Source organism: Acinetobacter lwoffii (genome assembly GCF_022967985.1).
Classification (GTDB): domain Bacteria; phylum Pseudomonadota; class Gammaproteobacteria; order Pseudomonadales; family Moraxellaceae; genus Acinetobacter.
Genome location: NZ_JALJVC010000017.1, coordinates 1 through 22,854 on the forward strand (window position 1 = coordinate 1; position 22,854 = coordinate 22,854).

The following is a 22,854-nucleotide window of genomic DNA, read 5'->3' on the forward strand; positions in this document are numbered from 1 at the left end:
CGTCCTCGATAATCCTAATTTTTTTGCTACATCATTAAACTTTAAAGCGAACGGTTCACTTGCTTGAATTACAGTTGATTGTGGTATATTCATTTCCAACATAAGTATTTTTTCAAAAAAAGAAAAAATCATAGCAAACTAAAAAAAATATTTTTCCAACCGTCTCGATTCGTTCAATTTTGCTCAAAAATCAGAATGAAATTCATTTATGCACCACTGAAAAATCTCATCAACATCAAAGTACATCACTGCTTGTCGAGTCTCTCGATCTCTCATGGGTTTTGGAAAATTAGGAAAGGCATTTAGAAGTTTGATGAGTTGCTGACGATTAATTTCTAAAATTTCACATACTAAACTACTTGAACAACGCCATACATTTTCTTCACGAAGTTTGATTAAAGTTGGATTTATGTTCCTATGGGGATTTAGTAAAGGTTTCATAAAGTTATTACACCTATCAAAACCAATTAATATACACACATTAGAAAAATGACATCTTCAACCGTCCTATTTGGCAAAAAAAAAAGCCGAAAATAACGTTTCGGCTTCTAAAATTATAACAAGAACACGCTAATCAAATATTCTTTCGCCGCAGATCGAATCCAAGTGGTCAGCCCAAAATTGCATAATATCCACCCTTTCCCTTAAGTGAGCACCTTTATCATAGGCACCCTTCACACCTGACTTTTGATGAGACAATGCTGATTCAATCACTTGCTCTTTGTCGCTAAAAACATCATTCAAATAGGTACTCGCAATGTGGCGAAATCCATGAGGATCTTGCTTCCCCGCATACCCCATTCATTTCAATGCTGAATTGAAGGTCACGTCAGATATAAATTTTTCATTTGAATTACTTCTTGATGGAAGCAAATATTCATTGCCATCCCCTGAAATCTCTTTTAATCGAAGCAATAATTTAATTGCTTGCTTCGGTAACGGTATCGCATGAGCTATTCTCCTTTTCATAATATCTGCAGGTCTAAGCCATACGCTTGTTTCAAAATCAAATTGATCCCAACGTGCGGCTCTTAACTCACCAGGCCTAGGAAATAGCACTACTAGCAATTCGAGTCCAATACTAGTAGTTTCAGAGCGATAATTACGGATTGCATTAACAAGGTCTGGAAGTTCATCCATTACGACATGTTTCATTGAACCTGCAGTATGATTTGCTAGGCCTTTTCGTACTCTTGCAAGAGGGTTGTAGCTGATTAAATTATCATCAATTGCATAATCATACGCATTACGACAATACGAAATTAATTTTTCAAGACGATTAAATATCCCTTCATTTAATTGTTTTTTTCTGAAAAATTCTTTCCACTCAGACGCAGAAATTTCTTTAGATAGACGTTGACCAAATACTGGCAATATATGCCTTTCTATAGACTGATATTCTTTCTTAAAAGTTTTATCAGTCCATACACCTTTTTTCGTATTCATCCATTTAATCAGTAAATTACCAAACAACATATTCTCTTGTTGTTTCGCCTCCAATAACTTCTCATTTTTAGTTTTTAAAATAATTTCACCATTTTGATATTTAATCGCCAATGATCGTGCTTCTTTGACTGAGATTACGGGGTAACTTCCTAACCCAAGCCATGTCCACTTACCAACTGTACTCTTAAATCTTAACTGCCATGACTTTTTACCTGTTACACCAACTTTTAAATACAGACCTGAAATATCGGAAACTCTGTACTCAGATTCTTGTGCTTTTAACGCTGCATATTGGGTATCTGTGAGTAATTTAGATTTAGCTATAAAATTTTGATTTTCCTAGATTAAACTAGGCTCCTGTATCCTGAGTTCTATTTTTTATACAGGATACAAGCCAGGATACAAATAGGGTGTTTTTATACGAGTACACCTGAGTATTCTTAAGACATTAAAAAACCCTTAACTCTTTTAGAATTAAGGGTTTAAGTATGTATTTTACTATATAAACACATGAATTTGGTGGGCCCAGACAGACTTGAACTGTCGACCAACGGATTATGAGTCCGCTGCTCTAACCAACTGAGCTATAGGCCCTATATGCTGAAAACTTTATTTATCAATAAGTTCAGGCGTCATGAATACTAGCTAAGATTTTTTGGAAAGACAAGTGCTTTTATAACTGCTTGAACATTTAGGCAGCAATCATAAGCGACTAGTCTTGGCCAAAATTTCAGTTACTTAAGACTTCAGTATAGGAGGCATATAGAAAAATGAGATACATGCTGCATCATTTAAGATAAATGAGCCTGTATCTTGAATTTAATCCGGTTTAGTAAGCGTAAAACTGATAGATTTAAGGTCTTAGTATATCTATAAGGTATCAAAATTCTTTATTACTCAGGCAGCAATGTTAAAGGAATAGCCTAGAACTAAAGAAGATAGAATGACTAGAATTCAGACTTCATTTCTTCGTCTTTATGTAAATCCTGCTTAATTTCGATCAAAGACCATACAATTATAAGCGCAAAAATCAATAGGGAGACTACGAAGCCTGTCATGTACGTCATACTTTTCAATCTCAGAGTAGAAAGAATAAGAAAATAGAAAAGACATGTATCAGTCTTCTTCTTCGACAAAAGTCTAATAACTAAAGTGTGCTCTGGATAGTCATTTTTTCATCATTTTAAGACTTTTTTTGTATCTACTAATATTTTTAAGATCTTAATATTGTTTTATTTATATATATTAACTCTTAATCTTGCAACTTAAAAAGATGAATAAATCATAGATTTTTACATTATTCGCTGATTTTATTGGAAAGCCTATTGACTGTATGGGCGAACAAGATGAAATTATGCAGTTCTCTACATACAGCTTTTACTTCTCCGTACTTATGCTAAATAAATTCCTTGGCGAATCTGCATTTAAACTTGCAGGTTGGCAATATCATGTCGAACCCGATGTGCTTGAAGATAAACAGGTCATTATTGGGTTTGAACATACCTCAATGATGGATGCGGTACTGTCAATTGCCCTGTTCCAGATTTATGACCTCAAGGTTCATACCTTGATTAAAAAAGAATTATTTAAAGGACCGTTTAAACCGCTATTGAACGCTGTGGGTGGTATTCCGGTTGACCGCAAGGCCAGTAAAGATATCGTGACCCAGATGGTGGAACATTTTCAGAACAATGAAAAGTTCAATCTGGTGATTGCTCCCGAAGCAACACGGGCTAAACAAGGTGAAGCACGCAAACCAATCCGTACCGGTTTCTGGCATATTGCCAAGGCTGCCAATGTACCAATCGTGTTGTTATACGCCAATTCCAGAACCAAGCAAGGTGGCATTCTTGGCAAGATCTATCCGACAGACCTTGCGCATGACCTGGCTTTGATCAAGCAACTATATAAAGACAAGGTTGGCCTGGATATCGTTATTCCAGAGTAAGCTTTTTAAAAATAAAAGCACGGACATAATCAGCGATTCTGCTGTTTATGTCCAAGTCATCTGTACATATAAATGTATAAATAGAATTATAAATCCCCCTATCCTCTTTCTATTTTTCCTCGATATTGCACTTTTTTTGTTTTTATCCTGAAATCTCAAATCCAGGCACTTTTTTTTAAAAAAACGCTTATGGTAGAATTTCGGCATTCTGATAGGCATACAGCCAATCTACAAGGAGCATAGTTCGCATGGCGGGTCATTCCAAGTGGGCCAATATTAAGCATCGCAAAGCAAAACAAGATGCGAGTCGTGGTAAAGTTTTTACCAAATACATTCGTGAATTAACCACTGCTGCAAAGCTTGGTGGTCCAGATACTGCAAGCAACCCTCGTCTACGTGCTGTGGTTGAAAAAGCATTATCAGTGAATATGACACGTGACGTGATCAACCGTGCCATTCAACGTGGTGCTGGTGGCGAAGATAACGACGACCTGAAAGAAGTGACCTACGAAGGTTATGGTGTAGGTGGTGTTGCGGTTATTGTTGAAACCATGACTGACAACTTGAACCGTACTGTGCCTGACGTACGTCATTGCTTCTCTAAAACTGATGGTAACCTAGGCACTAACGGTTCGGTGGCATTCCTGTTCACGAAACGTGGCGAGATTACTTTTGAAGATGTTTCTTTGGAAGATCAAATCATGGAAGTGGCATTAGAAGCAGGTGCGGAAGACATCGAAGTCACTGAAGATGAAATCCTGGTGATTACTACACCTGAAGCTTTCGGTGATGTTCAAGATGCTTTAACTGCTGCAGGTTTAAAATCTGACAATGCTGAAGTGGTGATGAGTCCTTCAACCAAAGCAGAAATCACCGACATCGATCAAGCGAAAAAAATCATGAAAATGATTGATATGCTTGAAGATCTGGATGATGTACAGAACGTATATACCAACGTTGAATTCTCAGATGCTGTTTTAGCAGAACTTGATGCTTAACTGTCACTGATTCAAAAAACGCACCTTAGGGTGCGTTTTTTTGTGGCTGTCGACCACCCTAGCTTTGATTAAACTTTATTGAGTAATCCGCTACAGTTAAAGACATTATATTCTTTAATGACAAAGCTGGAATGCAGTGCCACCACATGCTCAATTTTTCCAATCCGCTTAAGCAGGATTTCACTATAATTTTCCATATCCCTTGCCACCACTTCGACAATAAAGTCCGCAGACTGACCGGTGACCAAAAAGGCATTAATCACTTCGGGAATACTTTCCAGTTCTTCCAGGAATTTAGCAAAAGTATCGCTATCATGTTTGCTTAAGGATACCTGTAACAGCACATGCAGGCTGAAACCTAATTTCTGGTAATTGATTTCACGTTTTAAGCCACTGATAATATTATGATCGATTAAGTGTTTGATCCTGCGATGCACCGAACTGACAGATAAATTCACCCGCTCGGACAGTTCATTCAGATTGACATCTTCATGGGTCAATATTTCTAGAATATGTTTATCGAAACGATCCAGTTCCATTTTTATACTCTTATATCAATAATCAATAGATGCAGAAAATTTTGCGCCATCTCTGTTATACAATATTTATTTATTTTTCACAAAAATTTCATATTCTGAAATTTTTTTCCAAATGGGATTTTATTTTATAAATACGGTTTTCAGGAGGGTTTAAATGACCGTTAATCGCATTAATTAAAAATATGACCAATGGTATTTTTAATTAAATCTTTATTTTTAAATTATTTAAATTGGGTAAACACGACAACAGATAGGCTATTCCTCTCAGCCCCTACACGACTTAACCGTCCATCTTTTACAAGTGTATAGAAATAGATTAAAACAAAGGCGCTTTAAAAACAAAAATAGCGAATTTCAAAAATATTACACAAGGAACGGTCATGGCTTCTAAACTTTTAAGCTTGATAAAAACAAAAGTGAGTCCTGTTTTAACCGTCGAAACCCAAACGAAGAGCTTATTGGGCGGCTTATTCGGTGGAACGACATCAGGCACCCTCACCAATCTTATTGGCAATCTCACCGGATCCAATACTCAACCTTCAGTCAGCTCATTATTAAATAATCTCCTTTCTGGAAGCAGCCTGAGTACGACAAATCTCAGCAATTTATTAACTCAGTTTTCTGGTTCGAATGCCTCAAATTTAAATATTCAAAGCCTGATCAGTAGCTTAACTCAATCCAATGGCGGTAGCTTTAATATTACCCAAGTCACCAACTTATTAAAGAGCTTAATGGGGAGCAATAGCAGCAGCCTGGATCTTGGGGCTATTTCTAAACTGGTGGGCGGCTTATTGAGCGGCAGTACAGGCAATATTGATATTGGTAAAATTTCTCAACTGGTCGGTGGCCTGATCGGCGGTTCAAGCAATATTGATATCGGTGCGATCGCAGGTCTGGTCGGCAACCTGATCGGCGGCAATGGTGAAATTGATATCGCACAAATTGCTCAACTGGTTGGTGGCCTGATCGGTGGTTCTGGCGGATTAGGTGGCGTAGACATTGGTGCCATCGCAGGCCTGGTCAGCAACCTAATTGGTGGTAATGGCGAGATTGATATCGCACAAATTGCTGAATTGGTCGGTGGTCTGATCGGTGGTTCTGGCGGTTTAGGTGATATAGATATTGGAGCAATTGCAGGTCTGGTGGGTGGCTTAATCGGTGGCAATGGCGAGATTGATATTGCGCAAATCGCTCAACTGGTTAGTGGCCTGATCGGCGGTTCTGGCGGATTGGGCGGTGTAGATATTGGTGCCATCGCAGGTCTGGTCGGCAACCTGATTGGCGGTAATGGTGAAATTGATATCGCACAAATTGCTGAATTAGTCGGTAGTCTGATCGGTGGTTCTGACGGTTTAGGTGATATAGATATTGGAGCAATTGCAGGTCTGGTGGGTGGCTTAATCGGTGGCAATGCAGGCGGTGATTTTGATCTTGGTGCTATTACCGATTTAATTAGCGGCTTTGTAGGCGGAAATGCAACAGGTGGTTTTGATGTCGGTGGCTTCACTGACTTACTGAGCGGTCTGATTGCGAATGGTTCAAATGGCATAGATTTAGGTGGATTATTAGGCAATCTCAATCTCGGTAGCGATCTGGATCTGGGTGGTATGATCGAAGGTATTTCCTCTGCTTCAAACGGCTTTGACTTAGGCAGTATTGCCGAAGGTGTTGGTCAGTTGGTTGGTAGTGGCTCTTCGATTGAATTGCCTGACCTCGGTGATCTTGTCCAAGGTGTGGGTACGACTGATTCCAATATTGATCTGTCTGCTATCCTGCCGGGCATTAAAGATACAATTCAGAATATCGGCAGTGGCGGTTCTTCATCCGGATTTGATTTTGGTTCACTCCTCAATAATTTTACTAAAAATATTGATATCGACCAGACTAATCCTTGGGGTTAATCATAATCTCATTAAAAAACGCGCTTCATGCGCGTTTTTTTAATTCTTGGATTAGCATTTAAACTTATACACCACGCCAGTCTACCCGTGCATTGCGTTCGGTTCGGTAAATACGACAAATATATTCACCCAGTGGTAGCTCATTCAAATACTGCTGATAGTCACGATATTCTTCGGACAAGGTTTCAAAATTTTCTTTTTCCCACGGCGTACCTGGAATCGCCAAAAGCGGTGCCAACATGGAACAGACTGCAATATCCGCCAGACCTAAACGATTTCCGACAAAATAATGCCCACCTTGGCTGACCAGCATCTGATTGAGCTGCTGTACCGCAACATCAATATGCTGTTTGGATTCCGCCACAGTTTCCTCATTCAATGCATAACCCTTGGCCACCATCGCTTTCAATAAAGGTTTAGAAAATTTTTCAAACTGGCGCAGATAACCCTGCTCACCAATTAAAATATCCAGAGATTCATGATCAGAAGTCAGTGCTTGAGAGAGCATCCAGCGACGGACATGACGACCCAATTCCAAAGTAATTTCATTAATTTCTAAAGCTTTATTTCGAAAATACCCTTCTGCGTGCAGTAAACGATGTTCTGGATAAGTATCATCCAAATACAGAGCAATCTGGGTGGAATCTGCGATCCATCGATCCTGATCACGCAAAATAGGCAGACGATTCTGGCCTGTTTTCAGGCGGGCAAAAGCGCGGTGTACCCCGGGTATCAGATTGTGAGCAACATAATACAGCTCTTTATGGTCCAGCATCCAACGTGCTTTTTCGCAAAAGTGAGATAAAGGAAACTGGTATAAAGTTCGCATGTATGCTCCATGTTTATCGTTATTGGATCAGGGCGTGTAGGCCGCTGTTTTATTCAGATACTTTAGTCACTCACTTTTAGAAAAACAATGTGATTTTCATTCAAAAGTAAAATACTGGCTGATTATTCCTCTATGGCTGGTGGACTCACCATACATCCTGGAAAGCTCAGCGAGTCATTTTAGGTCGCCAGAAGCATTTGATTGCAATAAACCACAAGCGCATGACCTGACTTTAGTCGTGCTTTCATGTAAAATCGGGGGCAATTTTTATATAACGCTTTTGTGAGTTATTTCATGGGTTTTAATTGCGGTATTGTCGGCTTGCCGAACGTTGGTAAATCTACACTTTTCAATGCCTTAACCAAAGCTGCTATTGCTGCAGAAAACTTCCCTTTCTGTACGATCGAACCAAACACCGGGATTGTACCTGTTCCTGATCCACGTTTAGACAAATTGACTGCAATTGTTAAACCGCAACGTGTTATTCCGACTTCTATGGAATTTGTAGACATCGCAGGTCTGGTAGCGGGTGCTTCTAAGGGTGAAGGCTTGGGTAACCAGTTCCTAGCCAACATTCGTGAAACTGATGCAATTGCTCACGTTGTGCGTTGTTTTGAAGATGAAAATGTCATTCATGTGAATGGTCGTATTGATCCACTGGATGACATCGCTACGATTAATACCGAACTTGCGCTCGCAGACTTGGACGCTGTAGCCAAAGCGATTACGCGTTTGACAAAATCTGCCAAGGGTGGCGACAAAGAAGCGCTTGCCACTAAAGCTGTTCTGGAAAAAATCCAGCCTTTACTGGATGAAGGTAAACCGGCTCGCGCAGCGGACCTAGATGATGACGAACGCAAGCTGGTACGTGGCTTTGGTTTAATGACGCTTAAACCAACGATGTATATTGCCAACGTTGCTGAAGACGGTTTTGAAAACAACCCGCATTTAGATGCAGTCAGAAAATTAGCCGCTGAAGAAAATGCGATTGTGGTTCCACTTTGCAACCAGATTGAAGCTGAAATTTCATTGCTTGAAGATGAAGACCGTGCTGAATTCCTTGAAGCAATGGGCATGGAAGAACCGGGTTTAAACGTTGTAATTCGTGCAGGTTATTCATTACTGGGCCTACAAACTTACTTCACCGCGGGCGTGCAAGAAGTTCGTGCCTGGACCGTAAAAGTTGGCGCAACTGCACCACAGGCAGCAGGCGTGATTCATACCGACTTTGAAAAAGGCTTTATCCGTGCAGAATGTATCGCTTATGATGATTTCGTGCAGTACAACGGCGAAGCCGGTGCGAAAGAAGCAGGTAAATGGCGTCTAGAAGGTAAAACTTACATCGTTCAGGATGGCGATGTTTTACACTTCCGTTTTAACGTTTAAGTCGTTGCTGTTTGAAAAAGCCCCCTTCTTGGGGGCTTTTTTTATTACTTTTAAAAAGAGGATTCATACGTATAACAACCTTTCTGAAAGCGCATAAGATCAACACATATTAACAATAATGATAACTATTCTCATATATAAATATTAAATTAGGGCGTATCTTAAATCTAATGAAAAATAACCTAACTCCATTCTCCCCAAGGAATCCTGCCAATGAGTTACACCTTGCCTGTACTGCCTTATGCTTATGATGCGCTAGAGCCTCATATCGATAGCAAGACTATGGAAATTCATCATAGCAAGCATCATCAAACCTATATCAATAATATCAATGCAGGAATCGCGGGTACAGAGTGGGAAGATTTATCAGTCGAAGCATTAATTAGCAAATTCAATGAAGTGCCCGAGCAACTCAAACAGAACGTGATCAACAATGCCGGTGGACATGCCAATCATTCCCTGTTCTGGACAGTGATGAGTCCAGACGGCGGTGGTCATCCCGAAGCTGAAATTGCCAAAGCGATCGAACATGAATTAGGAGGATTCGATGAATTTAAAGAAGCGTTTACCCAAGCAGCGCTTAGCCGTTTTGGTAGTGGTTGGGCCTGGTTAAGTATGGCGCCAGATCAAACGCTTATTGTAGAAAGTAGCGCCAATCAGGATTCTCCGCTGATGCATCGCAATATTCCCCTTTTAGGTCTGGATGTCTGGGAACATGCCTATTATTTACAGTATCAAAACCGTCGTCCGGAATATATCTCAGCTTTTTTCAATGTCGTGAACTGGAAAGAAGTAAATCGTCGTTATCTGGAAGCGTTAAACGCACTTTAAATCTTTGAGGAGATCTGCCATGTCTACACGTATGCTGATTCAACGCATGATTGGCAGCACCCTGCTGATCTGCGGTGTCATGGTGCTTTTATTAGAACATGTGTGGATGCCCTATTTTTAAAGTTTATTTTGCTAAAAAAGCCAGTCTAAATGACTGGCTTTTTATAGGTACATTTAAATGGGCAAAGGTTTATTGCATATTGGCAATTGCAGTACCTTTTTGCTTAGGATCAGTATTTCCGAGTGCAGGATGGGCAATGGCATTCTGGCATTGCAGTTTATCCCGCTCATAATCCGCCTGTTTTTGTTGCAGACTATTACCATTTTCCATGGTCGTCCGCGCCCAGATTTCCAGACTGGTCAAGGCTTTACGACATAAGGCATATTTGCCTTCGGTCACCGAATCGGTCATTTTGACATTAATGCGCCAGTCCGTACTCAATTTACGTGCCGGTTGACGTACCTGTGTTTCCAGCTGATCCACTTCTTTATTATAGACCAGCGGATCCACTTCATTGATCAGCTGCCATGCAGCATTAGCATAAGTCGTCGCATCATTGGTCAGTTTAGGTGCCGGTTTAATTTCTGGCTTATCAGTCGATTGACTGTCATTCCCACACGCTTGTAACAATATTGCCGTGCTTATTAAAGCAGCAGTCAGCATCGTGCGTGTCTTGAACATCCACATATCAGGCTCGCCAATTTAAACATTTCGGCACTATGCTATTAAATTCACGTAGAATACACAATCTTCATTTGACCCATCGTTCAACTCTCCTTTAAGGTGTGTCGTGTCTGAACAGAATCAACTCGCTACGCAACCTGCTGGCTTCTGGCAAGGTGCAAAAGATAGCCAAGCGATTATCTTCACTTATTTACCAGTGTCGTTTGCTTTTGGTGTTTCAGCCACTCAGTTTGGCTTTACCGCCTGGGAAGCATTGTTCCTGTCCTGCTCAATGTATGCAGGTGCCAGCCAGTTCCTGGTGGTCGCTCTCTTAGGCAGTGGAACATCCATCTGGATGACGGCATTGACCGTGATTGCCTTAGACATTCGTCATCTGCTTTATGGCCCTGCGTTACAAAATCTGATTCAAGACCGGCTCAATTTAAAAAAAACGGCAATCTGGTCTTGGGGTCTGACCGATGAAGTCTTTTCCTCTGGCATGATCAAGCTCTCGCAACGGCGTCAAGAATGGTCGGAATCCTGGATGCTCGGTTTAAGCCTGTTTAGCTGGATGTCCTGGGCACTCGGATCTTTCCTCGGTGGCTTATTTGCCGATCAGGTCAGCAACTTGCCGCAGTTCTTGCAGGCTGCACTAGATTTCCTGTTACCTGCACTGTTCCTGAGTTTCTTGTTAGCCGCCTTTGAGAAAAAACACACTTTTGTTGTAGCTGTCACGATTCTGGTGTCTGCGATTGCCTGTTATTTTATCGACCTGTCCGCCGCGATCTTTATCGGGATTAGTTCGGGTATTTTTGCCGGCCTGTTCAAGCACTATATTCTGAAACAGCCAGATCCTGAACACGCAGGAGATCAAGCATGAATCTAGAGATTATTCTGGTCGGGATTTTAGTCGGAATTGCCAATTTCGCCTCGCGCTTTGGTCCTTTTTTTGTCATTCAAAAATTTCAGCAAGGTTCGCAAAAACGCGGAGCATTGTGGCTAAAAATTGCCTTGGGTTCAATTGGCATTGCTGCGATCAGCTCCATGTTGGTGGTTGCTACCCTGCCACCTTTATTAGAAACACCGAATAAAAGTTTTGCGATGCTGGTTGGCTTTATTGTGCTCACGGTTTTGTACTTTAAGTTTAAACGGATTGTGATGGCGACACTGACCGCAGCACTAACCTATGGGTTGGTTTACACCTATGTTGCAGTACCCTTTTAAGCTTTAACTGGTTGATCAATTGAAACAAAGACTTATGCTAAACTCATAGTATAGGTCTTTTTTTATATAACAATAAAAACCAGGAAGGATGCGCATGTTTGCAGCCAAACAGGTGATTGAAGGCAAAATCTTTATTCATCATCGGCGCGATGAAATGTTAACCGTATTCCATCGACATGAAGTGCCGGCACAATATTTTGAATGTTTTATCAATGCTCAAAATTTTACCGGACATTTTGTCGAAATACATGCTCAACCAGCAGATCAAGTTCGGGTGGTTTATATTAAAAAGAATAGCACCCATCAAATTATTGCTATGCTTAATCAGAGCCAATACGTGCTGCATCTTCATCCTTTGACATTGATTTTGGGTAAATGGAGCTTCAGACATCGTGTCCTGCCGAATACTCTAAAAATTTTTGCTGGTTTATTTGCGCTCCTTTTTATTCTTTTTTCAGCTACCGCCTTTTCAGCAGATCAGTTCCAGCTCACCACCATCTTGCGAGACTGCATTCAATTCACAGTTTTTGGGCTACTGTTATTTTTGCTGTGCTTTGTACTGCCTTTTGTATTGCCCTATGCGTATTTCCTGCATGTTCGTACATTACGTCTGTTAAAGATGCTAAATATCAATACTGAACAAGTTGCACAAATAGAAAAGCTCAAGTCTCAAAGCGAGATTTATCTTCTGCAAACGCAGTCTGACAGCGATGTGAAAATGACAGCGCCTCCTTATTAAAATCTAGAAAAACTTTATAAATAAAACTGTTGGTCAATATCACAATTTTGTATGAATCTTGGCTTAACTGTCGGCTCAGTTCTGCTATGCTAAAAGTCCATAAAATCAAGCATGGATGATCCACATGAGCGTGACTATTGGTACTCCCCTTCAATCTTCTGCCTATAAAGTTCTATTATTGGGTTCTGGTGAACTGGGCAAGGAAGTGGTGATTTCACTACAACGCCTTGGAGTCGAAGTTCATGCTGCTGACCGTTATGATCATGCCCCTGCCATGCAGGTTGCGCATTATTCCTATACCTTGAATATGGCAGATGCTGTAGAACTCAAACAACTCATCAATCAAATCCAGCCACATTTAATTGTTCCTGAAATTGAAGCGATTGCGACCGAAGTTCTGCTTGAAATAGAAGCCCAGAACATTGCTACAGTCATTCCTTCTGCTAAAGCCGTCAATCTGACCATGAACCGTGAAGGTATTCGTCGTCTGGCTGCGGAAGAACTCGGTCTGCCAACTTCAGCTTACCGTTTTGCCGACAGTTTAGAATCCTTCCGCGCGGCCTGTGACGATGTGGGCTATCCAAACTTTGTGAAACCGGTGATGTCATCTTCAGGCAAAGGTCAGTCTCGTGTTACCCGTTTTGATGAAGTCGATGCTGCCTGGGAATATGCGCAAACCGGTGGCCGGGTCAATCAGGGTACTGTGATTGTAGAATCACAAATTGACTTTGATTTTGAAATTACCTTATTGACTGTTCGTGCAAAAAATCCAGAAACCGGCGAAATCGAAACGTCTTATTGCGACCCGATCGGACATCGTCAGGACTCAGGTGATTATGTGGAAAGCTGGCAGCCTCAACCGATGACTCCAGCCGCGCTGGAAGAATCCAAGCGCATTGCCAACAAGGTCACTACAGCACTTGGTGGCTGCGGAATCTTTGGAGTGGAACTCTTTGTAAAAGGCGACAAAGTATGGTTTAGTGAGGTTTCCCCACGTCCACACGATACTGGACTGGTGACTTTAGCCTCCCAATTTCAAAGTGAATTTGAGCTGCATGCACGTGCTATTTTAGGCTTGCCGGTGAATACTGCACGACATAGTGTGGCTGCCAGTGCGGTAATTTATGCTGGAGTAGATGGCCGTAATCTTTCATTTTCTGGCCTGAATCTTGCTTTAGCAGACGGCAATACCGATTTGCGCCTGTTTGGCAAACCAGAAGGTTTTAAACGTCGTCGTATGGGCGTTGCCACGGCACGTGCAGAAACTATTGAACAGGCACGTGAACTGGCCCTCCAGGTCGCCAACCAAGTTAGCGTCAACCAAAACTAAGCTGAAATACCAACGGACGACTGTACATGATCAACACCCATCCACTGCTGAATTACGCTAAAAGCAACCATGACATTAAAGCCATCAATCAATGGCGCAGTGATGTCGAAAATCAGCTTCAGGAAAGTTTTGAAAATGGCCAGTCGATTCGGGATATTATTCTGGCGCGTTCCAACCTGATTGATGAAGCATTGCAGTTTCTCTGGCAGCATGCCGAACTGGATCAAACTGATTTGGCCCTGTTTGCAGTCGGAGGCTATGGCCGTCGTGAAATGCTGCCTTATTCTGATGTCGACATCATGATCTTGTCAGAAGACGAGATTAACCCGGAACAGGAACAACTGATTTCTACATTCATTTCATCGCTTTGGGACGTGGGGAATTTCAAACCCGGTATCAGTGTCCGCACCATCAATGAATGTGTCAATCAGGCCAGCAGTGATCTGACCGTCGCCACCACCCTGATCGAAGCCCGCCTGATTATTGGCAATGAAAACCTGTGTAGATGGCCACGTCGTATCGTGTCACGTACCTGGACTGACAAAACTTTTTTTGATGCCAAGATGGATGAGCAGCATAAACGCTATGCTCAGCACAACAATACCGAAAGCAATCTGGAACCGGATATTAAAAATGCGCCGGGTGGCATCCGTGATATCAACCAGATTGGCTGGATTGCCAAACGGCATTTCCGCGTCAATCGCATTTATGATCTGGTACATCTCGGTTTTATTTCAGAATTTGAACTCGGTGTGCTTGAGGAAGCCGAAAGTTTCCTCTGGGAAATCCGTCATCACCTGCACCGCCTGACCAAGCGCGATGAAAACCGCTTATTGTTCGATTATCAGCGTGATATTGCTGCCAAATTTGGCTATGTACGTGAAGAGGCGCATCATCCGAACTATCCAATTGAACAGTTCATGAAGCGCTATTATCGCAGTGCACAGCAAGTGTCTACGCTGAACGAAATGCTGCTGGCCTATTTTAATGAATCGGTCATTACGCCACGTTTACCGCAATATGAACGCCAGATCGAAGAAATCAACCAGAACTTTAAACTGGTCGATGGCAAACTGGCTGTGCAGCATCACAAGATTTTCTCGGAAAATCCAAGCGCAATTCTGGAAATTTTCTATCTGCTGGCCAATCGTCCTGAAATCGAAGGCATTCGTGCGCGTACCTTACGCCTGCTGACCTTGGCTGGAAAACGTATTGATCAGGATTTCCGTGATAATCCGGTGCATCAGGCACTGTTTATGGCGATTATCCGTTCACCGCATCGACTCTATGAGACCATGGTTGCCATGAAGCGTTATGGTGTGCTTGGAAATTACATTCCGGCCTTTGGACAGATTCTGGGACTAATGCAATATGACCTGTTCCATATCTATACAGTCGATGCGCATACCTTATTGCTGCTGCGGAACTTAAACCGCTTTAAAGAACCTGAATTTGCCAAGGAATTTCCAGTGGTCAGTTCAGTGTTTCAGCGTCTGACCCGTCGTGACATCGTCTATCTGGCAGCAATTTTCCATGATATTGCTAAAGGTCGTGGCGGTGACCACAGTGAACTCGGTGCCAGCGATGCGATTAAATTCTGCCGTAGCCATGGCTTTACTGAACGCGAAAGCAATCTGGTGGCTTGGCTGATCCAGAATCATCTGGTGATGTCTGTCACCGCCCAGAAAAAAGATATCTCCGATCCGGATGTGGTCAAAGAATTCGCCGAAAAAATGGGTGATATGGAACATCTGGATTATTTATACACCCTGACAGTTGCCGATATTAACGCCACCAATCCGAAGCTATGGAATACCTGGCGCGCCTCGCTGATGCGTCAGCTGTACACTCAGGCGCGCGATGTAATCCGTTCTGGTCTGGGCCGTCCGGTTGATTATCAAATGCTGATTGAAGATACCAAATTTGCGGCCAGCGAACTTCTGGTTCAGGACTTTTCACTGGATGAAGTGGAGAAAGTCTGGCAGGAACTTGGTGATGATTATTTCCTGAAAGAAACAGCAGACGAAATTGCCTGGCATACCCGTGCCATTTTACAGCACGGGGATAATCCTGCCCCGTTGGTGTTAATGCGGGCGCACCGTAAATATGCACAAGATGCGGTACAGATCTTTATTTATACGCAGGATCAACCCAACCTGTTCGCCACCACCGTGGCTATTCTGGATCGTATGAATCTGGATGTACAAGACGCACGGATTATTACAGCGACTAAAGCTTTCAGTCTGGATACCTATGTGGTACTGGACCGTTTTGGTACCTTATTGACCGATCCGGAACGCGAAGCCACAGTGATTGAAGCCCTAAAAGATGCCTTGAGTCATTCAGATGAATATCCTGGCTTGATGCAGCGCCGGATTCCACGTCAATTACGTCATTTCGATATTGAAAATACAGTCGATATCAGTATCAATCCTGCCTTGAATCAGAATATGGTTGAAATTGCCACTCTCGATCATCCTGGTTTACTTGCCAAAATCGGTGGTTTATTTATGATGCAAGGCCTGGATATCCACTCTGCCAAAATTGCCACACTTGGCGAACGTGCCGAAGATATTTTCTTTGTCACCAAAAAAGATGGCAACCCTATGACACCTGGAGAATCTGCCGAATTTGCAGCTGCACTTAAAACTGCGCTGGATGAAGCTTCTCATCAGGTTTGTAGTCAACACTCACATTAAAACGCGGTTACTTATTCATGAACTCTAGCTTGTCTCTACTGCATCCTTATCCGTTTGAAAAGTTAAATCAGCTTTTTGCGGATATCCAGCCTGCAAATATGCCCTTAATTCCCCTGTCGATTGGCGAACCAAAGCATCCTGCACCGGAGTTTGTGAAACAAGCGATTATTGATAACTTTAAACATTTATCGACCTATCCAAACAGTAAAGGCCTGCCGGAGCTACGTGAAAGTATCGCCCAATGGCTGACGCGCCGTTTTCAGCTAAATAGTATCAGTGCAGACAGCAATATCCTGCCTGTTTCTGGTACGCGTGAAGCGATTTTCTCGTTTGTACAGGCTTTGGTAAATCGTGAAGAGGCACCTTATGTGGTGATGCCGAATCCGTTTTATCAGATTTATGAAGGCGCAACACTGCTCGCAGGGGCCAAACCTTATTTCATCAACTGTACTGAGGAAAATAACTACCTTGGTGACTTTGATGCTGTTCCGGCAGAAGTCTGGGAAAAAACGGCATTGCTATTTGTCTGCACCCCGGGCAATCCAACAGGTGCAGTGCTATCCAAAGAACAGTTCAAAAAACTGATTGCCCTGTCGGATCAATACAACTTTGTGATTGCTTCAGACGAATGCTATTCGGAACTGTGGTTTGACCAAGCACCCGTAGGTTTACTGGAAGTTTGTTCTGAAATTGGCCGGGATGACTATAAAAACTGTGTGGTGTTCCATTCACTGTCTAAGCGCTCTAACCTTCCGGGCATGCGTTCAGGTTTTGTTGCCGGTGATGCCAGCCTGTTAAAACCTTATTTGCAGTACCGTACTTACCACGGCGCAGCGATGCCGGTTCAGCACCAGTTAGCTTCAATTGCTGCCTGGGATGATGAAGCACATGTGGAAGAAAACCGGGTGCAATACCGTGCCAAGTTTGATTTATTCCAGCAAGAACTCGGTCATCTGCTGCCACTCAAAAAACCGGATGCAGGTTTCTATTACTGGTTAAAAGTCGACAATGATGAAGCCTTTGCCAAACATTTGATGGAAGAAGCACATATTAAAGTTCTTCCGGGTCGTTATTTATCCCGCGATACCGAACAAGGTAATCCGGGTGAAAATCATGTACGTCTGGCACTCGTAGCCGATCTGGCGCAATGTGAAGAGGTTATTCGACGCCTGAAAACCATCCTCTAAGTTTTAATCATGACTAAAAACCCACTTTAGATAAGTGGGTTTTTTAATTAACATTAGATGAGCTCTATTTTTATCACATACTGAGAAAATAATGCTGATTCTTACAACACTTTGGCAATTTCATCTTCAATATCTTCAGGCTTGGTGGTCGGAGCAAAACGGTTCAATACCTTGCCATCACGCCCGATCAGGAATTTGGTAAAATTCCATTTAATTCCATTGCCTAAAATACCTTTGGAATTGTTAGTCAAATAGCGAAAAATAGCGTGCGCTTCAGGGCCTTTGACATCCACCTTGGAAAACATCGGGAAAGATACCCCGTAATTCTTCTGGCAAAATTCACCAATCTGTTCATTGGAACCTGGATCTTGACCACCAAACTGATTGCATGGAAATCCCAAAATTTCCAGACCTTGATCTTTATATTTTTCGTAAAGTTTTTCTAATCCTGAAAATTGTGGGGTAAAACCACACTTACTCGCTGTATTGACGATCAAAAGTACCTTGCCTTCATAATCTGCAAGTGGCTTGCTTTTGCCATCTAACAATTCAGCTTCGAACTGATAAATGTTAGTCATGGGTAGGTTTCCTCATCATTTTTTTCTTGTGTTTCTAAGTCCAAAGAAGCCGAGTTGACACAATAACGCAAACCCGTTGGTTCTGGGCCATCTGGGAAAACATGCCCTAAATGTGCGTCACAATGATGACAAACAATCTCAGTTCTGACCATTCCGTGTGAAGTATCAGGTAATTCTTCTACCACCGAACTGCTGACGGGACGGTAGAAACTTGGCCAGCCACAGCCGCTGTCATACTTGGTCTCAGACGAGAACAGTGGCGTGCCGCAGCAACGGCATACATAGGTGCCATCTTGCTTGGTATTCCAGTATTTTCCAGTAAATGCTGGCTCGGTTCCCTTCTCGCGCGTAATGCGAAACTCCTCAGGTGATAACTCTCTTTGCCATTCCCGGTCTGATTTATTGAGTTTTCCCATGATCACATACCTTTTTATCTTGCTATTTAAAATAGGATAATCCTATATTTACGTGATTCATTTTAAAAATTCTAGTCTTTATTCAACATTTTACAAAAGACATATAATGTTCAAAAAAGCAAAAAGAAAGCAAATATAAAAATAAAAGTAAGCAATTTTTACATTAAATGTTTTTTAGTGAGCAAATTTAATGGTATTCTTAGCTCTAAATTTGCTCAGGATTAAAAAATGTCGCAAAAAAAGAGCGTAATTTTTAAAAATCTGCTGCCTGTGATCAAACAATATCAGCAGCTTGGATTTACGCATGAAAAAATTGTTGCACTACTTCGAGATGAACATGATCTCGATCTAGTCACAACTGAGACATTTAAAAGTTATTTATATCGTTATGCAAAAGTGACCTCCACTCCTTCCGAGAACATCAAAATGCCGAACACTTTCCAAACCCCTCGCGAGATCAAGAAATCATCTAAGCTCGAGCATGTGTGCTACGACATTCGCGGACCTGTGTTACGAGCGGCCATCGAGATGGAAGAAGCCGGTCACAAAATTATCAAATTAAATATTGGCAATCCTGCCCCATTCGGTTTTGAAGCGCCGCAGGAAATTATCAATGATGTAGCTTTAAACCTGCCGAATGCGATTGGCTATACGGATTCTAAAGGGATTTTCCCGGCACGTAAGGCGATCTGTCAGTACTATCAGCAAAAAGGCATTCTAGATATGCACGTCAATGACGTCTATATCGGTAATGGTGTGTCTGAACTGATCGTGATGGCCATGCAGGGTCTGCTGGATGATGGCGATGAAATGCTGATTCCAATGCCAGATTATCCACTCTGGACGGCGGCAGTGAATCTATCTGGCGGTACAGCGATTCACTATAAATGTGATGAAGAAAATCACTGGTATCCAGATATTGCTGATATGGAAAGCAAAATCACGCCAAATACCCGTGGTATTGTGATTATTAACCCGAATAACCCGACCGGTTCGGTTTACCCACGTCATGTGTTGCAGCAAATCGTCGACTTGGCCAAGAAATATGACCTGATTTTATTTGCTGACGAAATCTACGACAAAATTATTTACGATGGAATCGAGCATGTTGCTGTAGCAGCTCTGGCTGGCGATCAGCTCTGTGTCTCGTTTAACGGTTTATCTAAAGCCTATCGTATTGCTGGTTTCCGTTCCGGCTGGATGGCCATTACCGGCGATAAAGCACGTGCAGCAGACTATATCGAAGGTCTGGATATGCTGGCGTCGATGCGTCTGTGTGCCAACCATCAGGCACAATATGCGATTCAGACCGCACTGGGCGGTTATCAGTCAATTAACGACCTGATTCGTCCGGGCGGGCGTTTATATGAACAGCGCAACATTGCCTGGGAAATGCTGAACGAGATTCCAGGTGTGTCGTGTGTCAAACCTGAAGGTGCGATGTACTGCTTCCCGAAACTGGATCCGAATGTGTATCCAATCCAAGACGATGAAAAGCTAATGCTGGATTTGTTACGTGCCGAGAAAGTGCTTCTGGTTCAAGGTACAGGCTTTAACTGGCCGACACCGGATCATTTCCGTGTAGTATTCCTGCCGGCTGAAAATGAACTGCGTGAAGCTATTACGCGTGTTGGCCGTTTCCTAGCCAAGATGCGTTAATTCTTGAAATAGACAATATAAAAACCGCGTTGATACGCGGTTTTTTATTTCTCTGAGAAAATTCAGGCTTTTGACTGATGAAATTTTAAAAATCATACCGGTTTCTTTGAGCAAATTTCTGCACTCAATGGTTTCTTCTCCGACAATTTCCCCTAAATCATGAAGATTCATGTTATTTTTTGACCAAATATAAAATTCTATGAGTACACGGATGTCCTCAAACACAATGAAGCTCAGCCTTTTTCTCTGCCTTAGTATGTGCTTGGGCATTGGCATCCTTCGCTTTTCTTATACCGCACTGTTACCTGGCACACGCGAAGCCTTTGGCTGGAGTACAGATTTTGCCAGCCTTTTGGGCAGTGCCAATTTGCTGGGTTATTTAATCGGTGCATTTACCGCGATGCGCTTGCCTCAAGACCGCAGCATGAGTACCTATATTCAAATTTCAGCCTTTGCCGGTATGTTCAGCCTGATGTGCTGTGCATTTTCTGGTTTCTCTGAAGCGTGGTATATCGCTTGGCGGGTTATTTCCGGGATCAGCGGTGGACTGATGATGATCTTATCGCCGAGTGTGGTCGCGCAGTGTTGTGAACTTCAGGATCGTCTTAAAATCAACTTTATTGGTTTTAGCGGGATTGGACTAGGCGTTTTAATTGCGACCCTGTTTCTGCCTTATCTGGATCAAATTTCCATACAGACTGCATGGCTGATCTTATGCGGTTTTGCTTTGCTTATCTGTATCGTTTTAAGTTTACTGATTCAGAAATTTAAGCCGTATTTGTCCACACAAGCTCTTGCAGTTACCTCTCCTCTCTCTTTGAATAGCGTCTTTTATAGTTTATTGACGGTCTACGCGTGTAGTGCATTCGCCTATATACCGCATTCACTCTTCTGGATTGATTATTTAAGCCAGCAGTTGGGATTGAGCTTGTTCTGGATTAATTTCAACTGGATTCTGTATGGAATAGGCAGTGCCTTGGGTGCCTTTAGTGCTTATGTGCTGGCCAGAAAATGGGGTAATTTTGCTGCCCTGAAAATTCTTTATAGTCTTTATATTGTGGCTATTTTTATTGCGACTCTAGATGCCTATCCCTTACTCACTTTTAGCTCTTCCTTTTTTACCGGGATGTTAAATCCGGCTGTGGTCTTCCTGACCTCCTATACCATTTTACAACTGTATGGACTGGCTTATAAAAAGCTCTGGAGTATTGCTACCTTGTGTTTTGCCTCGATTCAGCTAATCGGTGGGCTCAGTTTTAGTGCGCTGCAATATTTTGGATTGAGCTATCATCAACAGTTCATACTGGCCACATTTGTTCTTTTATTAGGAACGTTACAATTGTTCTGGTACACACGTCCTGTCAGACTCAAATCTGAACAACAAACTCTGCCAATTTCTGCTCATGGAGAAGGAACTAAATAAGGATAAGGATTGGTTGCTCCTTGCCCACCCAGATAAATCCCATAATGTAAATGCGGCGGGGTATTTTTGGCATTACCTGTATTACCCACATAAGCGATGACTTCACCTGCCTCAACCCAGTCGCCTTCCTGAATATGTTCTGCATAGTCATCCAGATGTGCATAATAATGCTGACTCATATTCGGACCGGTCACCCAGATAATTTTTCCACCCAGATTGTTGGTACCAATCCTACGCACAATCCCTTGGGTCGCGCTGAATACTGGCGTACCGCGTTTGGCAAAAATATCCGTCCCTTCATGTTTACGACCGGCACTACGGGCTGCTCCCCAGGTATCATTAATTTGGCCAATTCTGACGCCTTCAACCGGAATCTGTAGCGGAGCTTCCAACTGGGCTCTCTGTAATTGCCAATACAGATAAGGGCTTTTCCAGCCCGCTGCTTCACCTGAAGGCGGTGGTTGACAGGCAGTCAGTAGAAAACCTATAGATAACAGTAAGCTTATAATCCGGAGAAATTTCACCAATATTCGCATTAAATTAAATAGATGACTTTTATCTTAATCACAACCGCCTAATTTAAAGTCACAATCCTGTTATTTTTAGTGATGATTTTATACAAGCGTTCAAATAACAAAACCCTCAAATGAGGGTTTTGTTATTTTAGGTGGATAGGAGATTATCTACGTTTTTTAGCACGAGATGGTTTCGATGGTTGTTGCTGTTGTTGCTGTTGCTGCTCTTCATTCTGAGCATTGTCCTGCTTGTCTTTTTGTTGGACCTGCTTATGTCTCGCTTTAGCTTTAGCCATGATTTACTCCTTTCGAGAAACGTCTCTATATCACTGGAAGTTCCATTCATCACTGTAACGTTTATACAAAATAAGCCAATCGCTGAGCTGTATCCAAATACGTCAATGTAATACAGTGTTTACTAAGTTATTCAGCTTAGAACGAATCATTTCTAGGCTCATTACACTTCTTACATGATCTTGCAGCCTGATACTTATTTTAACGTTTAACCTTAAACCGTTCAGCCTTTGCTTCCCAATAAAGTG

General features: G+C 42.2%; 21 protein-coding genes, 1 tRNA gene and 1 pseudogene. 13 read left to right on the top strand and 10 right to left on the bottom strand.

The window, feature by feature from the left end; translation table 11 throughout:
* Window positions 1-183: 183 nt before the first annotated feature.
* The 3 genes and pseudogenes from MWG72_RS10825 to MWG72_RS10835 all read right to left on the bottom strand — a co-directional run bounded on the left by MWG72_RS10825 (window position 184) and on the right by MWG72_RS10835 (window position 2,040).
* Window positions 184-441 (bottom strand): hypothetical protein, encoded by a 258-nt coding sequence (locus MWG72_RS10825; RefSeq protein WP_082180566.1) that lies wholly within the window; start codon window positions 439-441, stop codon window positions 184-186.
* 129 nt (window positions 442-570) lie between these two features.
* Window positions 571-1,770 (bottom strand): annotated as a pseudogene (locus tag MWG72_RS10830) (tyrosine-type recombinase/integrase).
* A 193-nt stretch (window positions 1,771-1,963) separates the two neighbouring features.
* A tRNA-Ile gene (locus MWG72_RS10835) sits at window positions 1,964-2,040 on the bottom strand.
* Between the two features lie 799 nt (window positions 2,041-2,839).
* Here MWG72_RS10835 and MWG72_RS10840 point away from each other — a divergent pair.
* Together MWG72_RS10840 and MWG72_RS10845 are read left to right on the top strand one after the other, a co-directional pair.
* The gene (locus MWG72_RS10840) at window positions 2,840-3,394 is read left to right on the top strand and encodes a 1-acyl-sn-glycerol-3-phosphate acyltransferase (protein ID WP_026056524.1); all 555 of its coding nucleotides are present in this window, start codon (window positions 2,840-2,842) and stop codon (window positions 3,392-3,394) included.
* A 248-nt stretch (window positions 3,395-3,642) separates the two neighbouring features.
* Window positions 3,643-4,392, top strand: a complete 750-nt coding sequence (locus tag MWG72_RS10845; RefSeq protein ID WP_004731522.1) for a YebC/PmpR family DNA-binding transcriptional regulator — start codon at window positions 3,643-3,645, stop codon at window positions 4,390-4,392.
* Between the two features lie 68 nt (window positions 4,393-4,460).
* Here the strand turns inward: MWG72_RS10845 and MWG72_RS10850 are convergent, their stop codons facing one another.
* Window positions 4,461-4,931, bottom strand: coding sequence for an Lrp/AsnC family transcriptional regulator (locus MWG72_RS10850; protein ID WP_004645518.1), 471 nt, complete (start codon window positions 4,929-4,931; stop codon window positions 4,461-4,463).
* 380 nt (window positions 4,932-5,311) lie between these two features.
* Between MWG72_RS10850 and MWG72_RS10855 the strand changes: the two genes are divergently transcribed.
* Window positions 5,312-6,832 carry a hypothetical protein gene (locus MWG72_RS10855; RefSeq protein WP_247144041.1) on the top strand — a complete coding sequence of 507 codons (1,521 nt, stop codon included), beginning with the start codon at window positions 5,312-5,314 and terminating at the stop codon, window positions 6,830-6,832.
* 64 nt (window positions 6,833-6,896) lie between these two features.
* Here the strand turns inward: MWG72_RS10855 and MWG72_RS10860 are convergent, their stop codons facing one another.
* Window positions 6,897-7,661, bottom strand: coding sequence for a glutathione S-transferase family protein (locus tag MWG72_RS10860; RefSeq protein ID WP_004645522.1), 765 nt, complete (start codon window positions 7,659-7,661; stop codon window positions 6,897-6,899).
* Window positions 7,662-7,955: 294 nt separating this feature from the next.
* On the opposite strand from MWG72_RS10860, the gene ychF reads away from it, so the two are divergent.
* Window positions 7,956-9,047, top strand: a complete 1,092-nt coding sequence (ychF, locus tag MWG72_RS10865; protein WP_004645523.1) for a redox-regulated ATPase YchF — start codon at window positions 7,956-7,958, stop codon at window positions 9,045-9,047.
* Between the two features lie 213 nt (window positions 9,048-9,260).
* Complete coding sequence (locus MWG72_RS10870; protein WP_247144042.1) at window positions 9,261-9,878, top strand: superoxide dismutase; 618 nt, start codon at window positions 9,261-9,263, stop codon at window positions 9,876-9,878.
* Window positions 9,879-10,068: 190 nt separating this feature from the next.
* Here the strand turns inward: MWG72_RS10870 and MWG72_RS10875 are convergent, their stop codons facing one another.
* Window positions 10,069-10,566, bottom strand: coding sequence for a hypothetical protein (locus MWG72_RS10875; protein ID WP_247144043.1), 498 nt, complete (start codon window positions 10,564-10,566; stop codon window positions 10,069-10,071).
* A 103-nt stretch (window positions 10,567-10,669) separates the two neighbouring features.
* Between MWG72_RS10875 and MWG72_RS10880 the strand changes: the two genes are divergently transcribed.
* From MWG72_RS10880 to dapC, 6 genes are all read left to right on the top strand, one after another.
* Complete coding sequence (locus MWG72_RS10880; protein ID WP_247144044.1) at window positions 10,670-11,422, top strand: AzlC family ABC transporter permease; 753 nt, start codon at window positions 10,670-10,672, stop codon at window positions 11,420-11,422.
* A complete protein-coding gene (ygaH, locus tag MWG72_RS10885) occupies window positions 11,419-11,766 on the top strand; it encodes an L-valine transporter subunit YgaH (RefSeq protein WP_184413294.1) in 348 nt (115 codons plus the stop codon). Before MWG72_RS10880 ends, ygaH begins: the two co-directional genes overlap by 4 nt.
* A gap of 94 nt (window positions 11,767-11,860) precedes the next feature.
* Entirely contained in the window at window positions 11,861-12,505 is a 645-nt protein-coding gene (locus tag MWG72_RS10890) for a hypothetical protein (RefSeq protein ID WP_247144045.1), read from the top strand.
* Between the two features lie 115 nt (window positions 12,506-12,620).
* Window positions 12,621-13,835, top strand: coding sequence for a formate-dependent phosphoribosylglycinamide formyltransferase (gene purT, locus MWG72_RS10895; RefSeq protein ID WP_171057027.1), 1,215 nt, complete (start codon window positions 12,621-12,623; stop codon window positions 13,833-13,835).
* A gap of 26 nt (window positions 13,836-13,861) precedes the next feature.
* Window positions 13,862-16,534, top strand: a complete 2,673-nt coding sequence (gene glnD / locus MWG72_RS10900) for a [protein-PII] uridylyltransferase (RefSeq protein ID WP_247144046.1) — start codon at window positions 13,862-13,864, stop codon at window positions 16,532-16,534.
* Between the two features lie 17 nt (window positions 16,535-16,551).
* Window positions 16,552-17,721: a succinyldiaminopimelate transaminase gene (gene dapC, locus MWG72_RS10905; protein WP_247144047.1), complete on the top strand. Its 1,170-nt coding sequence runs from the start codon at window positions 16,552-16,554 to the stop codon at window positions 17,719-17,721.
* Window positions 17,722-17,822: 101 nt separating this feature from the next.
* Here dapC and MWG72_RS10910 read toward each other — a convergent pair whose 3' ends face one another.
* Complete coding sequence (locus MWG72_RS10910) at window positions 17,823-18,299, bottom strand: glutathione peroxidase (protein ID WP_114541885.1); 477 nt, start codon at window positions 18,297-18,299, stop codon at window positions 17,823-17,825.
* The gene (gene msrB, locus MWG72_RS10915) at window positions 18,296-18,715 is read right to left on the bottom strand and encodes a peptide-methionine (R)-S-oxide reductase MsrB (RefSeq protein WP_004645533.1); all 420 of its coding nucleotides are present in this window, start codon (window positions 18,713-18,715) and stop codon (window positions 18,296-18,298) included. Before msrB ends, MWG72_RS10910 begins: the two co-directional genes overlap by 4 nt.
* A gap of 228 nt (window positions 18,716-18,943) precedes the next feature.
* Here msrB and MWG72_RS10920 point away from each other — a divergent pair, with 228 nt between their 5' ends.
* On the top strand, window positions 18,944-20,374 hold the full coding sequence (locus tag MWG72_RS10920) for a pyridoxal phosphate-dependent aminotransferase (RefSeq protein ID WP_247144048.1): 1,431 nt from the start codon (window positions 18,944-18,946) through the stop codon (window positions 20,372-20,374).
* A 211-nt stretch (window positions 20,375-20,585) separates the two neighbouring features.
* Window positions 20,586-21,797 carry a YbfB/YjiJ family MFS transporter gene (locus tag MWG72_RS10925; protein WP_247144049.1) on the top strand — a complete coding sequence of 404 codons (1,212 nt, stop codon included), beginning with the start codon at window positions 20,586-20,588 and terminating at the stop codon, window positions 21,795-21,797.
* Here the strand turns inward: MWG72_RS10925 and MWG72_RS10930 are convergent.
* Entirely contained in the window at window positions 21,776-22,333 is a 558-nt protein-coding gene (locus MWG72_RS10930; protein WP_247144050.1) for a M23 family metallopeptidase, read from the bottom strand. The genes MWG72_RS10925 and MWG72_RS10930 overlap by 22 nt on opposite strands.
* A 143-nt stretch (window positions 22,334-22,476) precedes the next feature.
* The gene (locus MWG72_RS15550) at window positions 22,477-22,608 is read right to left on the bottom strand and encodes a hypothetical protein (RefSeq protein WP_004645538.1); all 132 of its coding nucleotides are present in this window, start codon (window positions 22,606-22,608) and stop codon (window positions 22,477-22,479) included.
* Between the last annotated feature and the right edge of the window lie 246 nt (window positions 22,609-22,854).

What these genes read in the sequence shown, in the direction of transcription:
- MWG72_RS10825 (WP_082180566.1), bottom strand. Translation starts at nt 441, where the DNA reads ATGAAACCTTTACTAAATCCCCATAGGAACATAAATCCAACTTTAATC.
- MWG72_RS10840 (WP_026056524.1), top strand. Translation starts at nt 2,840, where the DNA reads ATGCTAAATAAATTCCTTGGCGAATCTGCATTTAAACTTGCAGGTTGG.
- MWG72_RS10845 (WP_004731522.1), top strand. Translation starts at nt 3,643, where the DNA reads ATGGCGGGTCATTCCAAGTGGGCCAATATTAAGCATCGCAAAGCAAAA.
- MWG72_RS10850 (WP_004645518.1), bottom strand. Translation starts at nt 4,931, where the DNA reads ATGGAACTGGATCGTTTCGATAAACATATTCTAGAAATATTGACCCAT.
- MWG72_RS10855 (WP_247144041.1), top strand. Translation starts at nt 5,312, where the DNA reads ATGGCTTCTAAACTTTTAAGCTTGATAAAAACAAAAGTGAGTCCTGTT.
- MWG72_RS10860 (WP_004645522.1), bottom strand. Translation starts at nt 7,661, where the DNA reads ATGCGAACTTTATACCAGTTTCCTTTATCTCACTTTTGCGAAAAAGCA.
- ychF (WP_004645523.1), top strand. Translation starts at nt 7,956, where the DNA reads ATGGGTTTTAATTGCGGTATTGTCGGCTTGCCGAACGTTGGTAAATCT.
- MWG72_RS10870 (WP_247144042.1), top strand. Translation starts at nt 9,261, where the DNA reads ATGAGTTACACCTTGCCTGTACTGCCTTATGCTTATGATGCGCTAGAG.
- MWG72_RS10875 (WP_247144043.1), bottom strand. Translation starts at nt 10,566, where the DNA reads ATGTGGATGTTCAAGACACGCACGATGCTGACTGCTGCTTTAATAAGC.
- ygaH (WP_184413294.1), top strand. Translation starts at nt 11,419, where the DNA reads ATGAATCTAGAGATTATTCTGGTCGGGATTTTAGTCGGAATTGCCAAT.
- MWG72_RS10890 (WP_247144045.1), top strand. Translation starts at nt 11,861, where the DNA reads ATGTTTGCAGCCAAACAGGTGATTGAAGGCAAAATCTTTATTCATCAT.
- purT (WP_171057027.1), top strand. Translation starts at nt 12,621, where the DNA reads ATGATCCACATGAGCGTGACTATTGGTACTCCCCTTCAATCTTCTGCC.
- glnD (WP_247144046.1), top strand. Translation starts at nt 13,862, where the DNA reads ATGATCAACACCCATCCACTGCTGAATTACGCTAAAAGCAACCATGAC.
- dapC (WP_247144047.1), top strand. Translation starts at nt 16,552, where the DNA reads ATGAACTCTAGCTTGTCTCTACTGCATCCTTATCCGTTTGAAAAGTTA.
- MWG72_RS10910 (WP_114541885.1), bottom strand. Translation starts at nt 18,299, where the DNA reads ATGACTAACATTTATCAGTTCGAAGCTGAATTGTTAGATGGCAAAAGC.
- msrB (WP_004645533.1), bottom strand. Translation starts at nt 18,715, where the DNA reads ATGGGAAAACTCAATAAATCAGACCGGGAATGGCAAAGAGAGTTATCA.
- MWG72_RS10920 (WP_247144048.1), top strand. Translation starts at nt 18,944, where the DNA reads ATGTCGCAAAAAAAGAGCGTAATTTTTAAAAATCTGCTGCCTGTGATC.
- MWG72_RS10925 (WP_247144049.1), top strand. Translation starts at nt 20,586, where the DNA reads ATGTCCTCAAACACAATGAAGCTCAGCCTTTTTCTCTGCCTTAGTATG.
- MWG72_RS10930 (WP_247144050.1), bottom strand. Translation starts at nt 22,333, where the DNA reads ATGCGAATATTGGTGAAATTTCTCCGGATTATAAGCTTACTGTTATCT.
- MWG72_RS15550 (WP_004645538.1), bottom strand. Translation starts at nt 22,608, where the DNA reads ATGGCTAAAGCTAAAGCGAGACATAAGCAGGTCCAACAAAAAGACAAG.